General features: G+C 37.5%; 20 protein-coding genes. All 20 read right to left on the bottom strand.

What is annotated here, in order from left to right:
- Positions 1 to 7: 7 nt before the first annotated feature.
- Positions 8 to 499, bottom strand: a complete 492-nt coding sequence (ybaK, locus tag VCHSUH03_RS06460) for a Cys-tRNA(Pro) deacylase (protein WP_105094441.1) — start codon at positions 497 to 499, stop codon at positions 8 to 10.
- 86 nt (positions 500 to 585) lie between these two features.
- Positions 586 to 1,584, bottom strand: coding sequence for a nucleoid-associated protein (locus VCHSUH03_RS06455; RefSeq protein ID WP_105094440.1), 999 nt, complete (start codon positions 1,582 to 1,584; stop codon positions 586 to 588).
- A 27-nt stretch (positions 1,585 to 1,611) separates the two neighbouring features.
- Positions 1,612 to 2,907 (bottom strand): AMP-binding protein, encoded by a 1,296-nt coding sequence (locus VCHSUH03_RS06450; protein WP_105094439.1) that lies wholly within the window; start codon positions 2,905 to 2,907, stop codon positions 1,612 to 1,614.
- A gap of 1 nt (position 2,908) precedes the next feature.
- The gene (locus VCHSUH03_RS06445; RefSeq protein ID WP_105094438.1) at positions 2,909 to 4,015 is read right to left on the bottom strand and encodes a thiolase family protein; all 1,107 of its coding nucleotides are present in this window, start codon (positions 4,013 to 4,015) and stop codon (positions 2,909 to 2,911) included.
- A 66-nt stretch (positions 4,016 to 4,081) separates the two neighbouring features.
- Positions 4,082 to 4,594 carry a biotin transporter BioY gene (locus VCHSUH03_RS06440; protein ID WP_105094437.1) on the bottom strand — a complete coding sequence of 171 codons (513 nt, stop codon included), beginning with the start codon at positions 4,592 to 4,594 and terminating at the stop codon, positions 4,082 to 4,084.
- An 8-nt stretch (positions 4,595 to 4,602) separates the two neighbouring features.
- Positions 4,603 to 5,169: a hypothetical protein gene (locus VCHSUH03_RS06435; RefSeq protein WP_105094436.1), complete on the bottom strand. Its 567-nt coding sequence runs from the start codon at positions 5,167 to 5,169 to the stop codon at positions 4,603 to 4,605.
- 189 nt (positions 5,170 to 5,358) lie between these two features.
- Complete coding sequence (gene galU / locus VCHSUH03_RS06430; RefSeq protein WP_105094435.1) at positions 5,359 to 6,222, bottom strand: UTP--glucose-1-phosphate uridylyltransferase GalU; 864 nt, start codon at positions 6,220 to 6,222, stop codon at positions 5,359 to 5,361.
- A 13-nt stretch (positions 6,223 to 6,235) separates the two neighbouring features.
- Positions 6,236 to 7,789: an LptA/OstA family protein gene (locus VCHSUH03_RS06425; protein WP_105094434.1), complete on the bottom strand. Its 1,554-nt coding sequence runs from the start codon at positions 7,787 to 7,789 to the stop codon at positions 6,236 to 6,238.
- 37 nt (positions 7,790 to 7,826) lie between these two features.
- Entirely contained in the window at positions 7,827 to 8,945 is a 1,119-nt protein-coding gene (locus VCHSUH03_RS06420; RefSeq protein WP_105085398.1) for a hypothetical protein, read from the bottom strand.
- 108 nt (positions 8,946 to 9,053) lie between these two features.
- Complete coding sequence (locus VCHSUH03_RS06415; protein ID WP_005387067.1) at positions 9,054 to 9,500, bottom strand: hypothetical protein; 447 nt, start codon at positions 9,498 to 9,500, stop codon at positions 9,054 to 9,056.
- A 258-nt stretch (positions 9,501 to 9,758) separates the two neighbouring features.
- Entirely contained in the window at positions 9,759 to 10,766 is a 1,008-nt protein-coding gene (gene hypE / locus VCHSUH03_RS06410; RefSeq protein ID WP_105094433.1) for a hydrogenase expression/formation protein HypE, read from the bottom strand.
- Between the two features lies 1 nt (position 10,767).
- Positions 10,768 to 11,886, bottom strand: coding sequence for a hydrogenase formation protein HypD (hypD, locus tag VCHSUH03_RS06405; protein WP_105094432.1), 1,119 nt, complete (start codon positions 11,884 to 11,886; stop codon positions 10,768 to 10,770).
- Complete coding sequence (locus tag VCHSUH03_RS06400) at positions 11,846 to 12,097, bottom strand: HypC/HybG/HupF family hydrogenase formation chaperone (protein ID WP_005387071.1); 252 nt, start codon at positions 12,095 to 12,097, stop codon at positions 11,846 to 11,848. The genes hypD and VCHSUH03_RS06400 overlap by 41 nt, the downstream gene beginning before the upstream one ends.
- A 143-nt stretch (positions 12,098 to 12,240) precedes the next feature.
- Positions 12,241 to 14,520, bottom strand: a complete 2,280-nt coding sequence (hypF, locus tag VCHSUH03_RS06395; RefSeq protein WP_105094431.1) for a carbamoyltransferase HypF — start codon at positions 14,518 to 14,520, stop codon at positions 12,241 to 12,243.
- Between the two features lie 35 nt (positions 14,521 to 14,555).
- The gene (gene scfB / locus VCHSUH03_RS06390) at positions 14,556 to 15,965 is read right to left on the bottom strand and encodes a thioether cross-link-forming SCIFF peptide maturase (protein ID WP_105094430.1); all 1,410 of its coding nucleotides are present in this window, start codon (positions 15,963 to 15,965) and stop codon (positions 14,556 to 14,558) included.
- Positions 15,966 to 16,131: 166 nt separating this feature from the next.
- The gene (scfA, locus tag VCHSUH03_RS06385; RefSeq protein WP_004693318.1) at positions 16,132 to 16,275 is read right to left on the bottom strand and encodes a six-cysteine ranthipeptide SCIFF; all 144 of its coding nucleotides are present in this window, start codon (positions 16,273 to 16,275) and stop codon (positions 16,132 to 16,134) included.
- A gap of 67 nt (positions 16,276 to 16,342) precedes the next feature.
- On the bottom strand, positions 16,343 to 17,134 hold the full coding sequence (locus VCHSUH03_RS06380) for an ECF transporter S component (RefSeq protein WP_105094429.1): 792 nt from the start codon (positions 17,132 to 17,134) through the stop codon (positions 16,343 to 16,345).
- A 49-nt stretch (positions 17,135 to 17,183) separates the two neighbouring features.
- Positions 17,184 to 18,026, bottom strand: a complete 843-nt coding sequence (locus VCHSUH03_RS06375; protein ID WP_105094428.1) for a hypothetical protein — start codon at positions 18,024 to 18,026, stop codon at positions 17,184 to 17,186.
- On the bottom strand, positions 18,019 to 18,423 hold the full coding sequence (locus VCHSUH03_RS06370) for a hypothetical protein (RefSeq protein ID WP_105085392.1): 405 nt from the start codon (positions 18,421 to 18,423) through the stop codon (positions 18,019 to 18,021). Before VCHSUH03_RS06370 ends, VCHSUH03_RS06375 begins: the two co-directional genes overlap by 8 nt.
- A gap of 115 nt (positions 18,424 to 18,538) precedes the next feature.
- Complete coding sequence (locus tag VCHSUH03_RS06365; RefSeq protein WP_105094427.1) at positions 18,539 to 20,677, bottom strand: heavy metal translocating P-type ATPase; 2,139 nt, start codon at positions 20,675 to 20,677, stop codon at positions 18,539 to 18,541.
- Positions 20,678 to 20,689: the final 12 nt, after the last annotated feature.

Genomic DNA, 20,689 nt, shown 5'->3' with positions numbered 1-20,689 from the left:
GTACCTCTTAATGATCCATTGTAAGTGCTATAAATTCAGCATTTACAACAGATGCCAAATCTTTTGGATTTACCTTCATTTGCATCCCTCGGAGACCAGCACTTACATATACAAAATCTTGAGGCTCCATAGTAGCATCAAAATATGTGGGAAATAATTTTTTCATTCCCACTGGAGAACATCCTCCTCGTAGATAGCCAGTAATACCTAGCAGGTCCTTGACATGAACAAGCTCTACAGACTTATTATGACTGACACGAGCAGCTTGTTTCATATCTAATTCAGCTGCAACAGGAATGCAAAATACTACATATCCTGTTTTGTCACCCTTACCAACTAATGTTTTAAAAACTTGTTTTTCATCAAGCCCTAATGCGTCCACTACATGAAGACCAGCTGCCCGCTCTTCAGACCACTCATATTCACTAATACTATAAGGAACCTTATGGGTGTCTAAAATACGTAATGCATTTGTTTTTTTATGTTTCTCTTTACTCACTATATTCCACCTTATATATTAGCGTAACAAATAAATCTTATCAATATATAATAAATTTCTATATATCAATAGAAATAGCCTTATTCTTATTTATTTACAATTTTATTAATATTTTTCAATTCAATGCGTAAAGTTCCATCATCATTAGTTTTAATTTCAATGAATTCGCGATTTTTCATATATTCCACAGGGAAAGAGATTTCAATGCCCGTATCTGTTTTAATCTTGTGATGTTCTCCAACCTTTGTAGCAAACTCACGGTTCACCGGTAATGGCCGCATCATATCTGCATCAGCTAATTCTTTCTTAGCCGCCTCTTGTTGAATGGGATTCGCCTTAAATACCTCTTCCACAATACGAACAGGATCTACTGTATCAGATACTTCAGCATTTTTAGCAATCATAGACTTTGCCGTCGTCAATTCAACAACACCATCCGACTCGTGTGCTTGAGCTACCTTGTCTACAATAGCTTTTACCTTTTTCACTGTATCTCGGGAGGATTGATTAGTACCTAATTGTAATACCTTATCGGCTAAGATATAGGATACTTCACCGTCAAACTCACCTTTCGGTTCAAAAATACGAACACTAAAATCATGTAAATTAATTGATGCAAAAGCTCGTAATTTCTGTGATGGCATCGGCAACACAGCCTTATGAGAAACAAGTTCTGTGGCTAAACTGCCATCATCCTCACTAAATAGTTGATGTGTAAAAGCATCATGCGCTTGGCACAAAAGAATACAAATATAAGATGCATCTGTAATAGTTTCACAGATAATCGTATCAATAACAACGGAATCCGTTGCTTGCTTCATATAGGTAAACAAGCTTTCACCTAAGTTCTTAGATAAATCTATAAACTTGAGGTTTCCATTTTTATATTCCACTAGCTGTTTACCAAATGGACTTGCATCATGTAAGGTACCTGTTCTAGCTCCTGGGTCTTTGAAAGCCTTAGCTACATGATTTGCAATATAATCTTGTATAGCTTGATCGCCAACCTTTAGTTCATGTTCAGAATATACGGCTAAAGAGGACGTAAAGTCAAAAATCTCTAGCGCAGCCTTATTAATCTGCATGATGCCTCCTTTTTATAGAAAAAACGATTACCCTTTATTATACCACTCTTTTAGCTTTTGTTTATCAACTTTTGAGCATTCTGTAAGAGGTAACATAGGAATTTCTAGAACTGCTTTTGGCCATTCAATTGAAGGTCTTTCGTGATGAATACGTTCAATAATTTTACTTAATTCAACATTATCCTCTAATACCATATAAGCAACAAAGTCTTCCCCACGTATATCATCATTAATCGTAATAACTGCGACTTCAGAAACGCCCTGTAAGGATTGTAAATACGATTCCATTTCAGGAATAGAAATTTTATATCCTCCTTTATTGATGACATCACCTTGGCGCCCATTAAACATGAGATACCCATCACTATCAATATATCCGCAATCATTTACAGTATATGTATCGGGAATGCCTTCAATATGATACTTTGTGGTCACATAAATAACGCCGTTCTGCTCTGCAATTCTGACAGATGGGAACGGCCTTCCCACAGTACCTTCTCTGTCTAACCACTCTTTACCTGTACAATATGTTATATAGTTAAGCTCAGATGCACCATAATAGAGAATAAACTCCATGTTCGGACATATTAGTTCTAGCTGTTTCATCAACTGTCGATCCAATACTTGCGATCCTGCGATGATATAGTTAATAGAGTCTAGTTTACTTTTGCAATGACGTACTAGTAATCGTAATTTTGTTGGTAATGCATATATATGGTCCACATGATATTTCTTAATCAGCTGTATCCATCGATTTGGACGTAACGTACTCGTTGTAATCACTGTTCCACCAGCCCACAGCACACCGACAACCATATTACTAACACCAGTGAAGCTAAAGCTACCATGTAAGAATATTTTTGTATCTTTGTTTATATGAAAAATATCATTTTGGATATCAAAGAACTCTCTCCACGAGCTCTCACTACGCCATAAAGGTTTTGGACGCCCAGTAGTTCCAGAGGTAAGTACACCAAAATCAGCTAAAGGCGCTACCCCTTTATATGCTATAATACGAGCCAATTCCTCTACATACTCTGTATCCATCTCGTTATGGCATACCATAGGAATATAACCTGTATACAATACCCCCAACCACTGTACAAGTTGTTCCACGAATGATTGACTCTGAATTAAAGCAACTATATATTTCGGTGATTCTTTAGTTTGAGCAACATTTACTATACGACTAGTATCATTAATATCTATGGATAAAATAGCATCATACAAATCAGCATATGTATACTTTTTATCATCTATAATTAGAGCAATCTTGTGAGGATCTAATTCTTTATATTGTCGTAAACGTTCAATAATTGTCATTTTACATTCGTTCCATAATTAAAGCAGTTCCTGTACCGCCTGCGCCGGCAATAGCACACAAACCGTATCGACCATTACAGGATTCTAAGGCAGCCATGCAATGAAGAGCTAAAATAGCCCCAGAGCAACCATAAGGATGCCCATAGGCTAATGCACCACCAAGCATATTATATTTTCCCATATGATCAGGGTAGGACTTCTCAAAGAGAGCATCAATAATGGCGAAGGCTTCATTCCATTCCACCACGTCCATATCATCCATGGTCAAATCTGTCTGTTTTAAAATAGCTTTAGTACTTTCAAGAGCACCTTCTGGACTAAACTGAGGATTTCCAGCCCAAGGCATGATACTATGAATTCTAAATGGCCCTTTTTCATTAGATATGTATACAAAAGCAGCACCATCATGAGTTAAACAAGCATTGCCAGCATTTGTAATAGAGTCCTTACCTAATAATGGTTTCATCCTAGATAAAAGTTTTTCATTCATCTTTGGCCTAATACATTCGTCTACACACTCTTTTCCATCTATAGAAAAAGGCATTATATAAGATTGCAAAAATGAATTGTCTAAAGCTTTAGTAGCTCTCTGATGACTTCCAATAATATATGGATATAACTCTTCCTTAGTTATATTGTGCTTATGGATGGTTCTTTCTGCCCCTTCTAACATAGCTAAAGGAGACCGATCTTGAGGAGTAAATTGAGCCACCTTATATAAACCGTCTCGATTATCTCCAGTTGCATAGATTCGGTCTGGTTGTAATGAAGAGCTTTCAATGCCACCAGCAATAGCAGAATTCATCACTCCTGACGCAATATGTGTATAAGCCATTTCAATACTCATCAATGCTGAAACGCATTGCATATCAATTGTTACAGCAGGCGTCGATACCGATAAATTAGACATTAAACCCATTAATCGTCCAATATTTCCACCTGTACCAACTGCATTACCACAAAAAATACCATCTACAGAGTTAATTTTATATCCTTTAATTAATTCATTAATCAATTGTGCACCCAATATCTCAGGTCTTGTATTTTTATATTGGCTGTTTAACACGCCTATAGGGCTTCTAAGCCCACCATGAATATATACTGACATATAAGCTCCTATAACAAAATGCACAAAAGAGGCACTCTAAGGAATGCCTCTTTTCATTATTACATGCTAAATTTTAATTTTAGTTGCTAGCCAGGATGCAACGAGACATTTTACGATATCCCCAGGAATAAATGGGAACATAACTACAGGCAACGCCGCCCAAAGTTCTGTTTTGGTAACAATCATAAAGCCTGCCACACCAAATAGGTATACTACAGGAATTGTAATTACAAGAGAGCGCCATGCATAAGAGAAAAAGCTCTTTTTAGGCCCTTTAAATACACTTAGTAAAGTATATGCTATTGGCCAAGAGAAAATAAATCCCCCCGTAGGTCCCAATAATTTACCAAGACCAGCTGTGCCACCAACGAATACAGGTAGACCAACGGCGCCTAGCAGAACATACACGACAAATACTATAAAAGCATCCTTTGGTTGCAATAATAAGCCTGTTAATGTCGCCACCAAAGTCAATGCGGTTACCATTGCCGGACTAAATGGCAATGGGAACGAAATATAAGCTGAAATACATAATAAGGCTGTCAATAAAGCCATTTTTGTTAAACGTCTTGCTTCCATAATTACCTCTAACTAATAAATTTTTGTTTCAAAGATGTAGAATCTTCATTTTCACCAAAAAAAGTAGCAGAAAATGCTAATGTGTCACCTACATATCCTTCTACATGAGCATCCTCAGGAACTTCCACTAAGGTCACCATATCCTCTGCAATGACAGGGGCATGAAAGTAAATCGCCATTTGCAGCGCAGATTTACTAATATTCCAATAATTCCACAATGTTTCAAGAATCATGCACCCAGGTACAACGTAAGGGTCCTCTCGATGAATTGGATTCGTATCATTAATATCATTTACGAATTGTACTATATCATTCTTAGAGAACGATATAGCGCCACTAATTTCCTCTTGATATATTGTAGTACGAATGTTAAATTGTTTCGGCACGGGCCGTAAATCAACCATCAAGAATCCGGATTTGTCCATAATGCCGATAGTAGTAATTTTAGCGATTTGATATAAAATACCACAGATAGATTGATCACTTCCTGAAGCATCATAATGCATATGCTTAATAACACTATGTCCTGGTAGATCTAAGTCATTATTACATAATGCTTTAAATAATGTTCTCATATAATCACAGTCCTTTATTTATTCAATAAATTGATTATAATCAACATCTTTTCATTCGTCAACAAAAGTCATTATCCATTTGTTAACAAATATAAAATAATATATCTATATTAGCTAAATGTACTACCAAAAGAAAAGAACCTATGATATATCATAGGTTCTTTCATAAGGTTAAATCTTATAGATTTGTTATTTAAGATCTAGCTCTTTTAAGTATGCCTTGAAGTTTTCACCTAATTCTTCATTGCGCAATGCATACTCAACAGTAGCTTTCAAGTAACCTAGTTTATCACCTGTATCGTAACGAATGCCTTCATAGGCCAATGCATACGTGTCAGTTTTAGATGCTGCTAACGCATCAGTCAATTGAACCTCATTACCTACGCCTGGTTTTGTATTTTCCAAAATATTGAAAATATCTGGCGTTAAAATATAACGACCTAATACAGCAAGTCTAGATGGAGCATCTTCTTTTTTTGGTTTTTCAACCAAGTTATGAACGCGATATAAATTATCAGCCAATTCTTCACCAGATACGATACCATAAGAGCTAACTTTATCTTCCGGTACAAATTGAGCCCCTAGAATAATACCAGGATGTTCGTCATAACACTCAATCAACTGTTTTAAGCATGGATTTTCAGGATTATATACAATATCATCACCAAGCAACACAGCAAATGGTTCATCACCAATAAAAGCTTTAGCACATAGTACAGCATCACCAAGACCACGTGGTGCCTTTTGGCGGATAAAGTGAACCTTAATATCTGCTAAATCCTTAATCATAGCCAACTGTTTATTTTTACCTTGGCTTTGTAACAGTAATTCTAATTCAACACTGCTATCGAAATGGTCTTCAATAGCACGTTTATTACGACCTGTAATGATTAGGATTTCTTCAATACCAGAATCTAATGCTTCTTTTACAATATATTGAATAGCTGGTGTATCTACAATAGGAAGCATTTCCTTTGGTTGTGCTTTAGTAGCTGGTAAGAACCGTGTACCAAAGCCAGCTGCTGGAATAACGGCCTTTCTAATACGTTGCATAATTATCTCCTAATTAAAAGTCTTTGCCAACAAATTTGATTTTCCATTGATCATTGTTGCTTCTATGTGCATCCTTATAAGTTAAGTATAGATCAAAGGAGTGTAAGTCACGATGCCATGTATAATATACAGAGTCAATTTGACCACTCATCATATTTGTTTTCACACTGACAGAAACATCATCCAAGCGAGTTAATTTATAAGAACCACCATAAATGAGCTCCTTAGGAAGCTCTGTCGTATCGAATCGATATGGAGAGTTATTATAAGAAATATTACGTTGATTATAACTAACCCATACATTAGCACGATCTCCCACTTTAGAGCGGAAACGAGCACCCCAATAAGGCATGCTACGAATGGAGTCATTGTAACCATAGTAGTCACGTTGATAACCACCTAAGAAACGTAAATCTGCATTTTTCCAAAGCTTAATTGGATCATGGGATACTTCTGTATAATACTCTGTATGAGAACCTTTTACAGAACCCTCTTTCCAATAGCCCGCATTTACACCACCACGTACAGTAACAGGAGATTTACCAACATGATATGTATGAGTATCTAAACGAGCTTCACCAATCTTTTCTACCCATACAGTTTCATCGTTATACTCATTAGATTCTTTACTGTAACCTATGGATGCAGTAGCCCAAGGCAAATAATGTCTATAGCCTACTTTTGGTTTAAATCCAGACTTTGAATACCAACGGTAATCAATATAGGCTTCACCATGCTTACCGATTGGATAATCAGTACTACCATGCAAGCCAAATCCATCATCACTACTATATGTAGGTTTTGGAACCAAGGAGAAAATACTAAATTTACCCTCTTTATCATGACGAAGGGATGCTGTATAAGAAGGCAAAGATAAAACCTTGAAGTTTTTAATATAGAAGGATGGTTTTTTGATAACTACTTTATCGCCAGGATATACCTTGATATCTTGACCTTCTACACGATAGTCAGGTGTATGTTTAAAAGCCATCGCATGTTTTGTGGTAACCATGCCTTTTTCCATATGACCAGTTTCACCATCAAATGTAGCATTTTGCCCTTTTACATAGTAAGGGTCATTCCAACCAAAAGCTTGATCAGCTGTAAAATGATGATCACTAGTACGATATGTCATATTTTGACCTGTAATATCCTTAGTTTTACCGCCATTTTCTAAAAAGCGATATCCACCAACAGTACGATATTCTGTAGTTTTCGTGTTACCTTCTATACGCGGAGACATCAAGGTTTGATTACCTTGAGTCACTACTACATCACCTTGTGCATATACATCACCAGTGGACCCTATATAGGACATTTTATCTGCATCAATACGAGTCGGCAATTGTTCTGTAGGTTGATTAGACTTTGCCTTTTCACCACGACGTACAACACGGATATTACTATTGTCAGGTGTAGATGCTTTGGAAATTTCTCCAAGATAGGATTGATCAACGCTATCCAATTGATCTTGATATACCGTGGTTGACTCTGTAGCAGCCCATACTGGTTGTGCTAAACAGAAAACACATGCCGCTGCCAGCCATTGTACTTTACGTTTCCTCATGGTTACTAGAACTCCTCTTGCTTTAAGAATTTGTTAATTATTGATTACGCTTTACAACCACGATAGGTTGAGAAACATTTTCTACTTGTTCTTCTTGTTCTTCTACTGCTGCTGGTTCCTCTGTTGTTGTTTCATTTTCATCAACAGCCGCTTCATTAGTATCTACAACTTCTTCAGATTCATCTGCTGCATTCGGTACAGTTACAGCTTCAGCCAATTCATCATCACTATGAGCTAAACCGTCACCACCAATTACAAGACCTTGAATTGTTACAGAATCTTGAGGTTGTACATAAATTGTTGCACCAGCAGGGTACTCAATATTTTTACCCTTAACAAAAGCGCCACCTACTAAACCTACTGGTCCAAGTAAAACAGCACCAGCTACGGATGCACCTGCAGCTTTAACTTCATTACGAGTTTTGTCTTTAGCTTCTTTACCTTGTACAGCAGTGAATTCTGTACCATCGATAGCAGGAATAGTATCGAATGTAATATCTAATGCACCATTACGACCAAAGGAACGCGCCTTTTTCAAAGAAGTAATTGTACCAGAACCTACTGTACCTGCAGGAACTAATAACACATTGCCATCCATAACATTTTCAGCTACTGTGAAAGCAACAGTATCGCCTTCATGGCTAGTTTTTGAAGAAACAGCATCATTCAATGTAACTTTGAAAACTTGGTTACCAGCTAATGTACCCACTTGATTTGTGAGCGTTACATTGCTACCATATACTTTTGTTTTTAAAGAAATGATACGTTTTTGTAAAGAGCCACTACCAATACGACCATTAACGCTACGTTCCATCTTTTCTACACGATCAACAAGAGAACCTGCATTAATGCTATTTTGATATGTATATTCAAGTGCATCCATTTCTTCGCGCAAAGAAATATTTGTACCGCTACCTTCTACGGAGTTATAAAGAGAATCGACACGTTTGCTCAATGTAGCAGAATTGCCATTGAAACCAGTACCATACACGGTTTCATCAAGTTGATTAATGCGGTCCACTACAGCACCATCTTGTACAGCGCCATATACAGTAGTTTCTAAAACATTTGTTTTTTCTGTAACTGTACCAGGAGCAGCAAATGCAGTGCCTGAAATCAAGGATGCCATTAAAAGTGTAAGTACTTGCTTCTTCATAAATTCCTCCACAACGTATCTAATGTATAACTGTTATACAACAGAATAAGCACGGGCCTAAGACCGTGCTTATTCCCTGAGTCTACTATTTTATATGCTCAGTGGCCATTAAATTTTCAAATCGATAATCGCAGATACACCTACGCCTTGAACACGAGATGCACCAACTGGGTTTGTGCTATCAACTGGTACTAAACCTTTTACACGAACCATGCCGTTAAAGCTACCTTCAACTTGAGCAACCGCTTTAACTTGTTCAATGCTAGATGCTGGACCAGTTACTTGAGCAGCACCAATATAACCTTTTGTACCAATACTGATGATAGGTACAACTTTAGTTGTATACTCTGTGCTTAAGTTATTTTGTTTCAATAATTTATTTAAGAAAGAGTCAATTTGAGGACCGAATTTATTGATAACAATACCGATACCACCAATTTTAGCTGCACCACCAAGAATACTGCTAAGGCCGCCAGCTTGAGTAGTCAAGATGCCACCAAATGCAGTTGTAGTTAAACAAATCCCTAGAACAGCTGTAATAATCTTCTTTTTCATAATAAGCCTCCTATAGATACTTATATTTTAACAAATTCTATACATAGATTCTAGTGAAAGTATAAGAACTTACACATAAAGATACTAGTATTGTATAAAAGTCCGATGAACAATCAATGAATTTTACACAACTTAATTTAATGCTACTATCCTAAGAGATTATTGTCAATATCTACTATTCTTCACAATCTATAAGTACAAAAATTCTTTTTATACATATAAAATCAGCTAAATGTAAAATAATCTTAGTCTATATAATTAGCAGATACGAGGGACTTGATCTTCACCTAACAAATCAATTAAACGGACACCACCAATTGCGGTTTGCAATCCAACCTTGCCAATATTTTTATCTAATGTTTTACCGATTAATACAGCTTCTTTACCTTCTTCAAAGCCACGAAGAATAGATAAAACTTCATCAGTAACCGATGGGTCTACCACAAGCACTACCTTACCTTCATTGGCTAAATATAATGGATCATACCCTAAAATATCACATACAGATTGCACTTCAGCGTGAACCGGTATAGCTGCTTCGTCTACCTTAATACCAACTTGACTTTGATCTGCAATTTCTTTTAAAACAGTACCTAAACCACCACGTGTAGGATCTCGCAATAGAGCCACTTGAGGCCCCACTTTATCAAGTACAGCATGAACCATGTTATTTAAAGGGGCACAGTCAGTTTTCAAAGAATCGGATAGGTCTAATCCAAACCGTTGTCCCATAACAGCAATAGAATGATCCCCTATAGCACCAGATAAGATAACATCCATACCCGGTTTTACGCGATGTGGACCAATATCAATCCCCTCTGGAATCATGCCAATCCCCGCTGTATTTATGTAGATTTTATCTACCTCCCCCTTTTTAACAACCTTAGTGTCTCCTGTAACAATTTGTACATTTGCAGCTTTGGCCATATCTGACATGGTATGAAGGATTTCATCTAACTCATTAAAGGCAAGGCCTTCTTCTAAAATGAGCCCACAACTCAAGTATTGTGGAATAGCACCATTCATAGCTAAATCATTCACTGTACCACATACAGCTAATTTACCAATATTTCCGCCAGGGAAAAACGCTGGTTGTACTACATATGAATCTGTAGAGAACGCCATACGTCCTTCTGTAACGGGAAATTGAGCACCATCGTGTAAAGGAGCTAATAAATCATTTGTAAAATATTTCAAAATAAAACGCTCGGTCAACTCATGACTAAATCGACCACCGTTTCCATGGACTAAGCGAACTCGCTCCATATTAATCCTCCCACGTCGATCCACCACTGGAATAACCATATTTATACCATGCAGCACAACTACCTTCTACAGATACCATGCAGGCACCAACTGGATGGTCAGCAGTACAACTTTTACCAAATAATGGACATTCACTCGGCTTAATAAGACCTTGCAATACACGGCCACATTGACAGCCCTTCGGATCAAGAGAAGGTCGTTCAAGATGGATAGGTAATGCACGTTCTACATCATAGGCTGCATATTCGTCCTTTAATCTTAAACCAGAATTTGGAATGACACCTATACCACGCCACGCATCATCACATACATCATATACCTCTTTGATCATCGCTTGGGCTACAGGATTACCCTTCTGCATAACTACAGAATGATATGTATTTCCTACTATAAAATTACTTGTTTTTCGTTGTTCTAAAATATTTGCTATAGCAGACAAAACTTCAAGTCCATCAAAACCAGCAATACATGATGGTATGTGATATTCTTCAGGTAAGAATTGATATGGTTCTTCTCCGATAATAACACTCACATGCCCCGGCAAAATAAAACCATCAATATGACCTTCTTGTTTATCTAATAAAGCGCGCAATGCAGGAGGCACTAATTTATGAGATACAAGGAAGAAAACGTTCTTCAAGCCTGCTGCATGAACTGCTTTTACAGTTGCACAAATAACGGCAATAGTCGTTTCAAAACCTATGGCTAAAAATACGATTTTCTTTTCCGGATATTTCTTACTAAGTTCTACTACCTCTAAAGGGGTATAAATTACATGGATATGTGCGCCCTTTGTTTGAGCTTCACTAAGACTACTATAACTACCTGGCACCTTTAACATATCCCCAAAGGTTGCAATAATAACATCATCACGTTCAGCATAAGCCAAAGCCTTATCCATATACGTTTGATCCGTTACACATACAGGACATCCTGGTCCACTAACAAGTTCAATGCCACTTGGCAATAACTGACGAAGACCTTCACGGAAAATCGATACAGTATGTGTACCACAAACCTCCATAAGTCTCACGGTTTCCCCTGGCTTATGAAGAGCATTGATACGTTTTAACAATGCATCAGCACTGTTCTGCTTTTCCTGCAAAGTAAGCTTCTTCAAGTTCTTCTAGCTCCTTAAAGGCCTCTAATGTTTTTTGTGCCTCTTCTTCATCAACAATTTGTACAGCAAAACCTGCATGGACTAACAACCAGTCCCCTACCTTTGCTTCTGGTACGAGGAGTAAGCTGCAGTCACGGGTGGCACCTGTTAATTCTACAGTGCCAATAACATCATTCACAGCTACTAACTGTGCGGGTACAGCTAAGCACATATTATCTCCTTATATATTACTTTAATAACAAATTCTATAAGTTTACTTTTATATAAGTAAACTCATTATATATAAATATTTCTAATATTATTGTATCACAATTATAGTATTTATTAAGTGATACTAGCTACAAGAGTATATAACTATTTCTGATTACCAATCCATAATTGGCCGAGTGCTAAGCCCCCATCATTGGAAGGAACAGCCTCATTCATATATAAATTGCCTACATGCCAAGCGCGATATATTAACTCTACTAATTTGCGATTTTGAAATACACCGCCTGATATGGCCGCATCACTAATATTATATCGCTCCATTAAATCGGCTGAAGTTTCACATAATGCAATGGCAACGGTTTTATGGAATGATACTGCAAGATGAGCTCTAGATTCACCTTTAACAACACCATCCATAATAGATTGAACAGTTGGAGTAAAATCAAGAATTCGCCCGTCATAGTTATAATCAAGCAATGTGCCTTTTTCATCACCACATAAAGATTCTAATGCAATAGCAATTTGCGCATCATAGGTATGAATCATTCCTAATCCTAAAAGAGAACCTACTGCATCAAATAAACGTCCACAGCTCGTTGCTTGAATCATAGGCATTGTAGATTGTAATGCTTTATCTAATATTTCCCAACCTTTAGGTAGCCTGTTCATCCAATCTTGGTAAATAGGTGGAATATCATTACCATAATAATTTCTGATATACCATAAGGCTTGACGCCATGGCTCAGAAACCGCTTTTTCTCCACCTGGTAACGGCGCTTCATGAATATGAGCTAATCGCTGATATTCATTGCCTTTACAAAGGAGAAATTCACCGCCCCATACGCTTCCATCTGGACCATATCCTGTACCATCCATGGCAATTCCAAGAACAGGCCCTTCTAGATTGTGTTCTGCCATAACTGATGCGATATGAGCATGATGATGTTGGACAGGTATAACAGAAATCTGAGAACTTTTACCAATACGCTCCCCTAAGTGAGAAGAGAAAAATTGAGGATGACTATCTACAATGATTTTCTCTGGTTGTATAGAAAATAATTTCTCATATCGGTCAATAGTCCACTCCAAAGTTGCATGAGTGGATGCATTCTGTAGATCACCAATATGTGGTCCTACAAGAACTTCAGAACCTTTATTCACAGCGAAAGCATTTTTTAAATCACTACCCATGGCTAATATCGAAGTTTGCCCTGAAATTTCACAATGAATAGGTTCTGGTACATAGCCACGACTGCGACGAATAAATCGAGGTTTCTTATGAATAACAGTTACAACAGAATCATCGAGAGGTGCATAAATTTTCCGATTGTGGACCAAAAAATAATCAGCCACTGACCCTAACTCTTCAAATGCTTGATTATCATCATATAAAACGGGATCACCACTACGATTGCCACTCGTCATGACCCACGCCGCATCTGATGGTAATAGTACCTCATGCATCGGTGTATATGGTAACATTACGCCAAGCATATGATTATCTGGCGCTACATGGGCACTCAAATGGACTAAGCTATCGTGATTTCTTTCTAATAATACGATAGGACGTTCCATTCCAGTCAAAATATCTAGTTCTACATCACTAAGATGGACTAGCTCGATTGCCGTATCTAGAGCCCCTACCATAATTGCTAGTGGTTTATGTGGTCTGTTTTTACGCTTACGTAAGCGTTGGACCGCTACATCATTTCGAGCATCACAAACTAAATGATAGCCGCCAATACCCTTTATAGCGATAATACTACCTTCGTTGATTAATTCACGGGTCGTATTCCATACATTTACTGTATCTACAACCGTACGATTAGGTTTATATAGAGTATAATGCGGCCCACAAAGAGAACAGGCATTAGGTTCAGCACGATAACGGCGCCCCTCTATATCCTCATATTCAGCCTTACAAGCTTCACACATAGGAAAATCATCCATCGTCGTTCGCTCACGATCATAAGGTAGAGATTTAATAATCGTATACCGAGGACCACAATTTGTGCAATTAATAAAAGGATATTCTTTCCTACGCTTGTCCCGTTCTAGTTCTTTAAGACAGTCATCACATGGCGCTGTATCAGCACTAATAAACGTACTAACCTCTTCGCCTAATGGAGAGGGCTTCACAGAGAACTCAACTTCATTGTTTTGTATAGTAAGATGTTGTACCCATTGACTTGTAATGCGGCACAATCGAGGTTGATCATCTTGAATCGCATCTAAAAATAACTGCAAATCACTAGTACAACCTTGTATCTCGACGTAAACACCTTGGCTATCATTATATACAAAACCTGTTAAACCTAGGGAATGTGCCCACATAGAAACAAGGGGCCGGAATCCGACCCCTTGAACTATACCGGTATAACGAATTCCCCAGCGTTCTATAGTTTGATTACTATTTTGTTTCATATAAACTCCTACTATAGACGGAGAATTAATGGCTATTAACCTAATGCTACAGGAATACTGCCATCAATGCCAGCTTGTTCTAACTCGGCTTGAATCATAATAGCGCATTCAATACGTTTCTTTTGTAAGCGGCAGCCAAATTCATAAGGTGTTTCTAAATCGCCACCTAATGTAATATTATTAGCATGACAGCCACCGGAACAGAAGAATTTCGCCCAACATTCAGCACAAGTTGGTTTAGAGAATACATGTGTATTACGGAAATCTTTAGGAATTTCTGTATTTTGTAATCCATCATACACATTGCCAAGCACATATCCATCTTTACCTACGAATTGATGACATGGGTAAATATCGCCATTTGGAACAATTGCCATATATTCGTGACCAGCACCACAACCACGAAGGCGTTTAGCCATACATGGACCGCGGTACAAATCCATACGGAAGTGGAAGAAGTTAAACTTCTCACCCCAACCATCTAATTGACGTTGTAAATAAATATCTGCTAATTTTTCATATTCTTTTTCCAATACAGGCCAATCCTCTTCGCGAAGAACATAGTCCCCCTCTTCACCTACTACAGGCTCCATGGATAAATGTTCGAAGCCAAGATCAGACATAGCCATAACGTCTTTTGTAAAGTCTAAGTTTTTATGTGTATATGTACCACGTACGTAGTATTCAAGGCCATGGCGTTGTTTTACTGCATTAATAAGGTTTTTAGCAATATATTTATAAGATTCCGCACCACTACCAGCTACAGGACGCATCGCATTATGTACAGATTCACGACCATCCAAAGATAATACAAGACTCATCTTATGTTCGTTTACATAGTCGATTTTATCTTGTGTTAACAGCATGCCGTTTGTAGTCAATGTAAGCTTAAAAATCTTATTGTGCTTTTCTTGAATGGATTCAATATATTCAACTGTTTGTTTAACAACATCCCAGTTCAATAAAGGTTCTCCACCAAAGAAGTCTATTTCACAATGTTGACGAGGGCCGCTCATTTTAATGAGGAAGTCCACTGCACGCTTCGCCACATCAAAACTCATTAATTCACGTTTTACACCGCCGTAATCACCTTGGCTGGCAAAACAGTATTTACATGCTAAATTACAATCATGAGCAATATTTAAGCATAATGCCTTAACAATAGGTTTTTCACCTACTACAAGTTTAAACTCTGTACTCATGGGAGCAAACAATTGCTCTGCTTTAATGAGCTCATCTAACTCATCCATAATCTCATCAAGTTCTACTACATCTTCTTTAGCATCTAATGCAGCATGTACTGCATCGCGATTAGTGCCATCATATATGTCAAGAACTCTATCAATGAGTTCGTCGATAACGTGAATAATACCACTATTAACATCTAAGCAGTAATAGTTATCCTTCATCCGAAACTTATGGATCATTGGTTTTAATTCTAACATGGTACCTCCAATTATTATGTATGGTAAAAGTTCTACTATATAGAACTTTCTAGATAATTGTACCACATTTCCACGCTAAACGTTATGAAAAGAGTCATAAAGATATACCATATAAAATATGTATTATACACATAAATAAAAAAGGCCCGCTAAGCGAGCCTCTTTATTATTTTTGTTTGCAAACTTGGTTACCAACTGTGCAACTTGTTTTGCAAGCAGATTGGCAAGATGTTTGACATTCCCCACAACCGCCAGTTTTAGCAGTTTTTTGCAAGGATTCAGTGTTGATAGTACGAATACGTTTAGCCATGGTTATCCTCCTCAATACTTATCGAATGATATTTATTTTATCATATTTATGAAAAGCCTGTAAAATACTATTTAGTTATGTTTTCTTCTACAGATTTTATTTTATTAACTTCTGTAGTTTTATTTGCATCCGCTCCTACTGTTGTTGCAGCGCTTGTAACAGCATCAGTTTTTTCTTTCTTAGGAGTATCCTTACGCAACACCTTACGTAATGCCAATGCAACTGGAGTAACGATAACAGCTGCAAAAACAGCTTCTGGAATACCATGCGTAACAGATAAGAATACAATAGAGCCTAATACTTGTTCTGGGCTTAGGTTCATTTTAATAGCAAACATATCTGCGTAAAGCAAGAAGATAAGTCCCATAACCATAATTGTATGGAATACAGTACCCATAAATGCAGATACAAGAATGCGTGGACCTTGAGGTGCTTTCCACAATAATAAGTATACTAAATATGCTAATACAGGGAAAAGTATACGTGGTAACACAGAAATGATTGGATTAATGAATAGTGGGGATAAAATATTAGGTGCTGTAATATTTTGCCACAAGCTATAGCAACCAAAGATAAAGCCTACAAAGGCACCTACCTTAGGGCCCTCTACAATAGCACCGATCAAAGTCGGTACATGTAGAGTTGTCACATTAAGAGGCCCCAATGGAATAATCCCATATCCAGATACACCTAATGCGATTGTAATCCCCGCCAACAAACCAATAATGGTAAGCTCACGAATAGTAATACCACTCTTTTTCTCTTTTTTAACCTTTTTACGTTCAACGGAGTTAGTCGTTTCATTGCCTTGGATTGATACAGTTGAGTTATCATCCACTAGACGTTCATTGTTGTTCATAGATCCTCCTTCGTTCTCATTCCTTACGGATATAAGTCGAAACTAGAAATTAAATACGTTCACGGCGTCGTGAAATAATACCACGCTCTACCAATGCACCTATAATCACTGCTACACCTGTCATACCAGCTTCTAACAAAGTTGGGGTAACAAACACTAGTGGATTACCTTGATACGTTGGAAAAACGGTGGGAACTAAAGATAAAACAAACTCTGGAATATAACCACCATATAAAATATGGGCATTCATAGCGAGCCATAAACCAGCAGTTAAAACAATACGAAATAATCGTATACCTTTATAGGCTATTTCTCTTGGATATAAATAGAATACGAATACCAATAAGGATATAAGTAACGACACCAATTCTGCAAAGAGTATATTCACATTCATAGATGACGCATACATGAAATAAACCATTGGATCTTGTAGATCAATATAGAGAAGTGAACCAATATATAAGAATGGAATTGGAATAGTATATCCAATTATATCGAGTGCTTCATCTACCATTCCCCATCGATGATTTCGATTGAAAAACTTAGTAGCTAGCAACCCACAAAGTTCAATAAGTACTTGAACTATAAAATACACCACGAAGAGAAGTAACGCTGTTACAATTCCATTATCTGCAGTAAAGCTAAAGGGCGTATGAAGAAATGAAAATACAGTCCACCAAGCCCAACTATACGCATGATATCCCATACTCAATGGTAGGTCATCGTTAAATTTAGCATTCTTCAATCTTCGTACCATAAGAGGTATTACAAGAGATAATACAGGGAATACTAATATTGGTAATGCTAATGCGCCACTCAAGGAAAGAACTGTCGTTACAGCACTTACAAATAAAGCACAGACAACGGTGAATAACCAGAAATTCTTATTCATTACGGCCTCCTACTAAACGAGTAAGACCGTATGCCAAAATCAAGCTAATAGTAACACCAATATACATAGCCACTAAGAAAGCTACATCTCGACCAACTGTTGGCCAGCTCCATAACATAGATAAATCTATACCGAGAAAAATACCTTTATAGCTAATACCGTGAATTATAATCCAACTTATAAAATAGGCAATACGGCTAATCGATTTACCCTCGCCAAAGGTACTACTTTTAAACGATAAATATGCCCAAGGCATTATTAACGATAAGAGCAAATACCATGCAAGTGCTACTGTCGCACTCGATCCATTATGAATCATATACGCAATAATAGGAATTACTACGATAAATATATTCAAGTAGATGGATCTTTTACAAATATCTATTAATGTGTTCATAAAGATCTCCTATGATATGTAATCTCTTTGTATTTTACAATAATCATAGATAAATGTCATCAAAAAAGAAAAACCTCCATATAGGTAAATAAATACCTTATATGGAGGTTTTTAATTAAGCCACTACAGAGTCAGCTGTTACATCAATTGTAGGAACAGTTTCCTTTTGTTCTTCTTTCTTCAACAATGGAGTCATGCTTTCTAAGCCGATACCCAATGTGAATAGATTATGCAACCATGCTGTTTGGCTTGGCGGCATAATACCGAGTACGCCACCACCTACAAGAGCACCATTGAAACCAACGATACCATTGTAATTTGCTTTGATGCGTTTCATCAATGCCATAGAAATGCGGCGTAAATCTACAAGAGCTTGTAGATGATCGGAAGAAATAGTAACATTTGCAATTTTTTGAGCGATTGGTGCACCTTCATTCATAGCGATACCAACATGTGCTTCAGAAATTGCTGGGGAATCGTTAATACCATCCCCTACCATCATAACAGTATAGCCTTCAGCTTTTGCTTGTTTTACATAAGCCGCTTTATCTTCTGGCAATACTTCAGCATGCAATTCATCGATGCCGAGTTCGTCAGCCACACGTTGTGCATTACGTTTGGAGTCGCCAGTCATCATGACAACCTTTTTAATGCCCAATGTATGTAAATCAGCTATAACTTGTTTTGCTTCCTCACGAACAGGGTCTTTAATACAAATAACCGCTGCTAGTGTACCTCCAATAGCGAGATAAATATGGGAAGATGAATTTGGTAAATTATTGAACTTTTCTTGTTCATCTGCAGGAATCTTTGTTTTTTCATCATCAAAGATGTAGTGAGCACTACCAATGCGTACACGGTAGCGGCCTACTTTAGATGCAATACCATGAGCTACAACGTATTCTACGTCGGAGTGCATTTCCTTGTGAGGCAAGGAATGATCCTTAGCAGCACGTACAATTGCTTTTGCCATGGAATGAGGGAAATGTTCCTCAATACATGCAGCCAATTTTAACATTTCATCTGCATCATGACCATTAAATGGAATGATTTGTTCAAACTCAGGTTCTGCTTTTGTAAGAGTACCTGTTTTATCGAATACAATCATATCTGCTTGTGCAATTTGTTCTAAGAATTTACCACCTTTAACAGTGATACCGCGTTTAGATGCTTCTTGCATAGCGGAAAGTACTGCCAATGGAATGGATAATTTAAGAGCACAAGAGAAGTCAACCATTACGAAAGACAATGCTTTCATCACATTACGAGTCAACAAGTATGTTAAACCAGCACCAATAAAGCTTATTGGAACTAATTTATCAGCCATGCGGTATGCTTGTTGTTCCATACCGGATTTCATTTGTTCAGACTCTTCGATAAGGTTAACGATTTTTTCGTAACGAGATGTTTTGGATGTGCTACGTACTTCTACAATAGCTTTACCGTCTTCAACAACAGTACCTGCATATACAGAACTGTCTTGATCGCGACGAACCGCTTCTGGTTCACCGGTCATGGAGCTTTCATTAACAAGAACAACACCATCGATAACGACGCCATCCAATGGAATCACTTCACCTTGGCGAATAATGATTTTATCACCTGCCACAACTTCGTTAACTGGCTTGCTAACTTCAATGTCATCAACTAAAACCCATACTTTATCTACGTTCAAGGACATGCTTTGAGCAAGATTCAATACGGATTTACGGTGAGTCCATTCTTCTAAGATATCGCCAATACCCAATAGGTACATAACAGCACCAGCTGTAGGGTAGTCTTTTTGAAGTAAAGCAGCACCAATAGCTACGCCATCAAGTACTTCTACTGTTAACTTACGTTGCCACAATGTTTTAATGGCTTTACCGATAAATTTAACACCGTCAAACCAAGCCCATGCAGCCGCAATCGGTGCAGGAAGCACTGCTTTTTTACCTAAGTAAAGTGCAGTGCGGTTGATCATCATTTCACGATATTTTTTATTTACCAAGCGTGGTGAATATTCGTTCAAAGCAGGTGCTTCGGACAAATCTAAATCGCGTAGACCGAGAACTGCATCACGCACAGCATCAGAATCGCCAGTATGTTTAATGGCGATTTGACTGCTACGAGTGTAGAAGGTTACATCTACAATTGCATCATTAAGGAGTAATGTATCCTCTACATAAGCAGCTTCAGCTTCTGTAAAGCGATGACCTGTTACCTTAACATGCAAGCGATTTCTGAGTTTTCGTACAACAGAAAATTGTAACATAGTTAAATCCTT

Origin of the sequence: Veillonella infantium (assembly GCF_002959895.1) — a bacterium.
GTDB classification, from domain to species: Bacteria; Bacillota; Negativicutes; order Veillonellales; family Veillonellaceae; genus Veillonella; species Veillonella infantium.
This window is presented reverse-complemented; position numbering and strand designations above follow the sequence as displayed.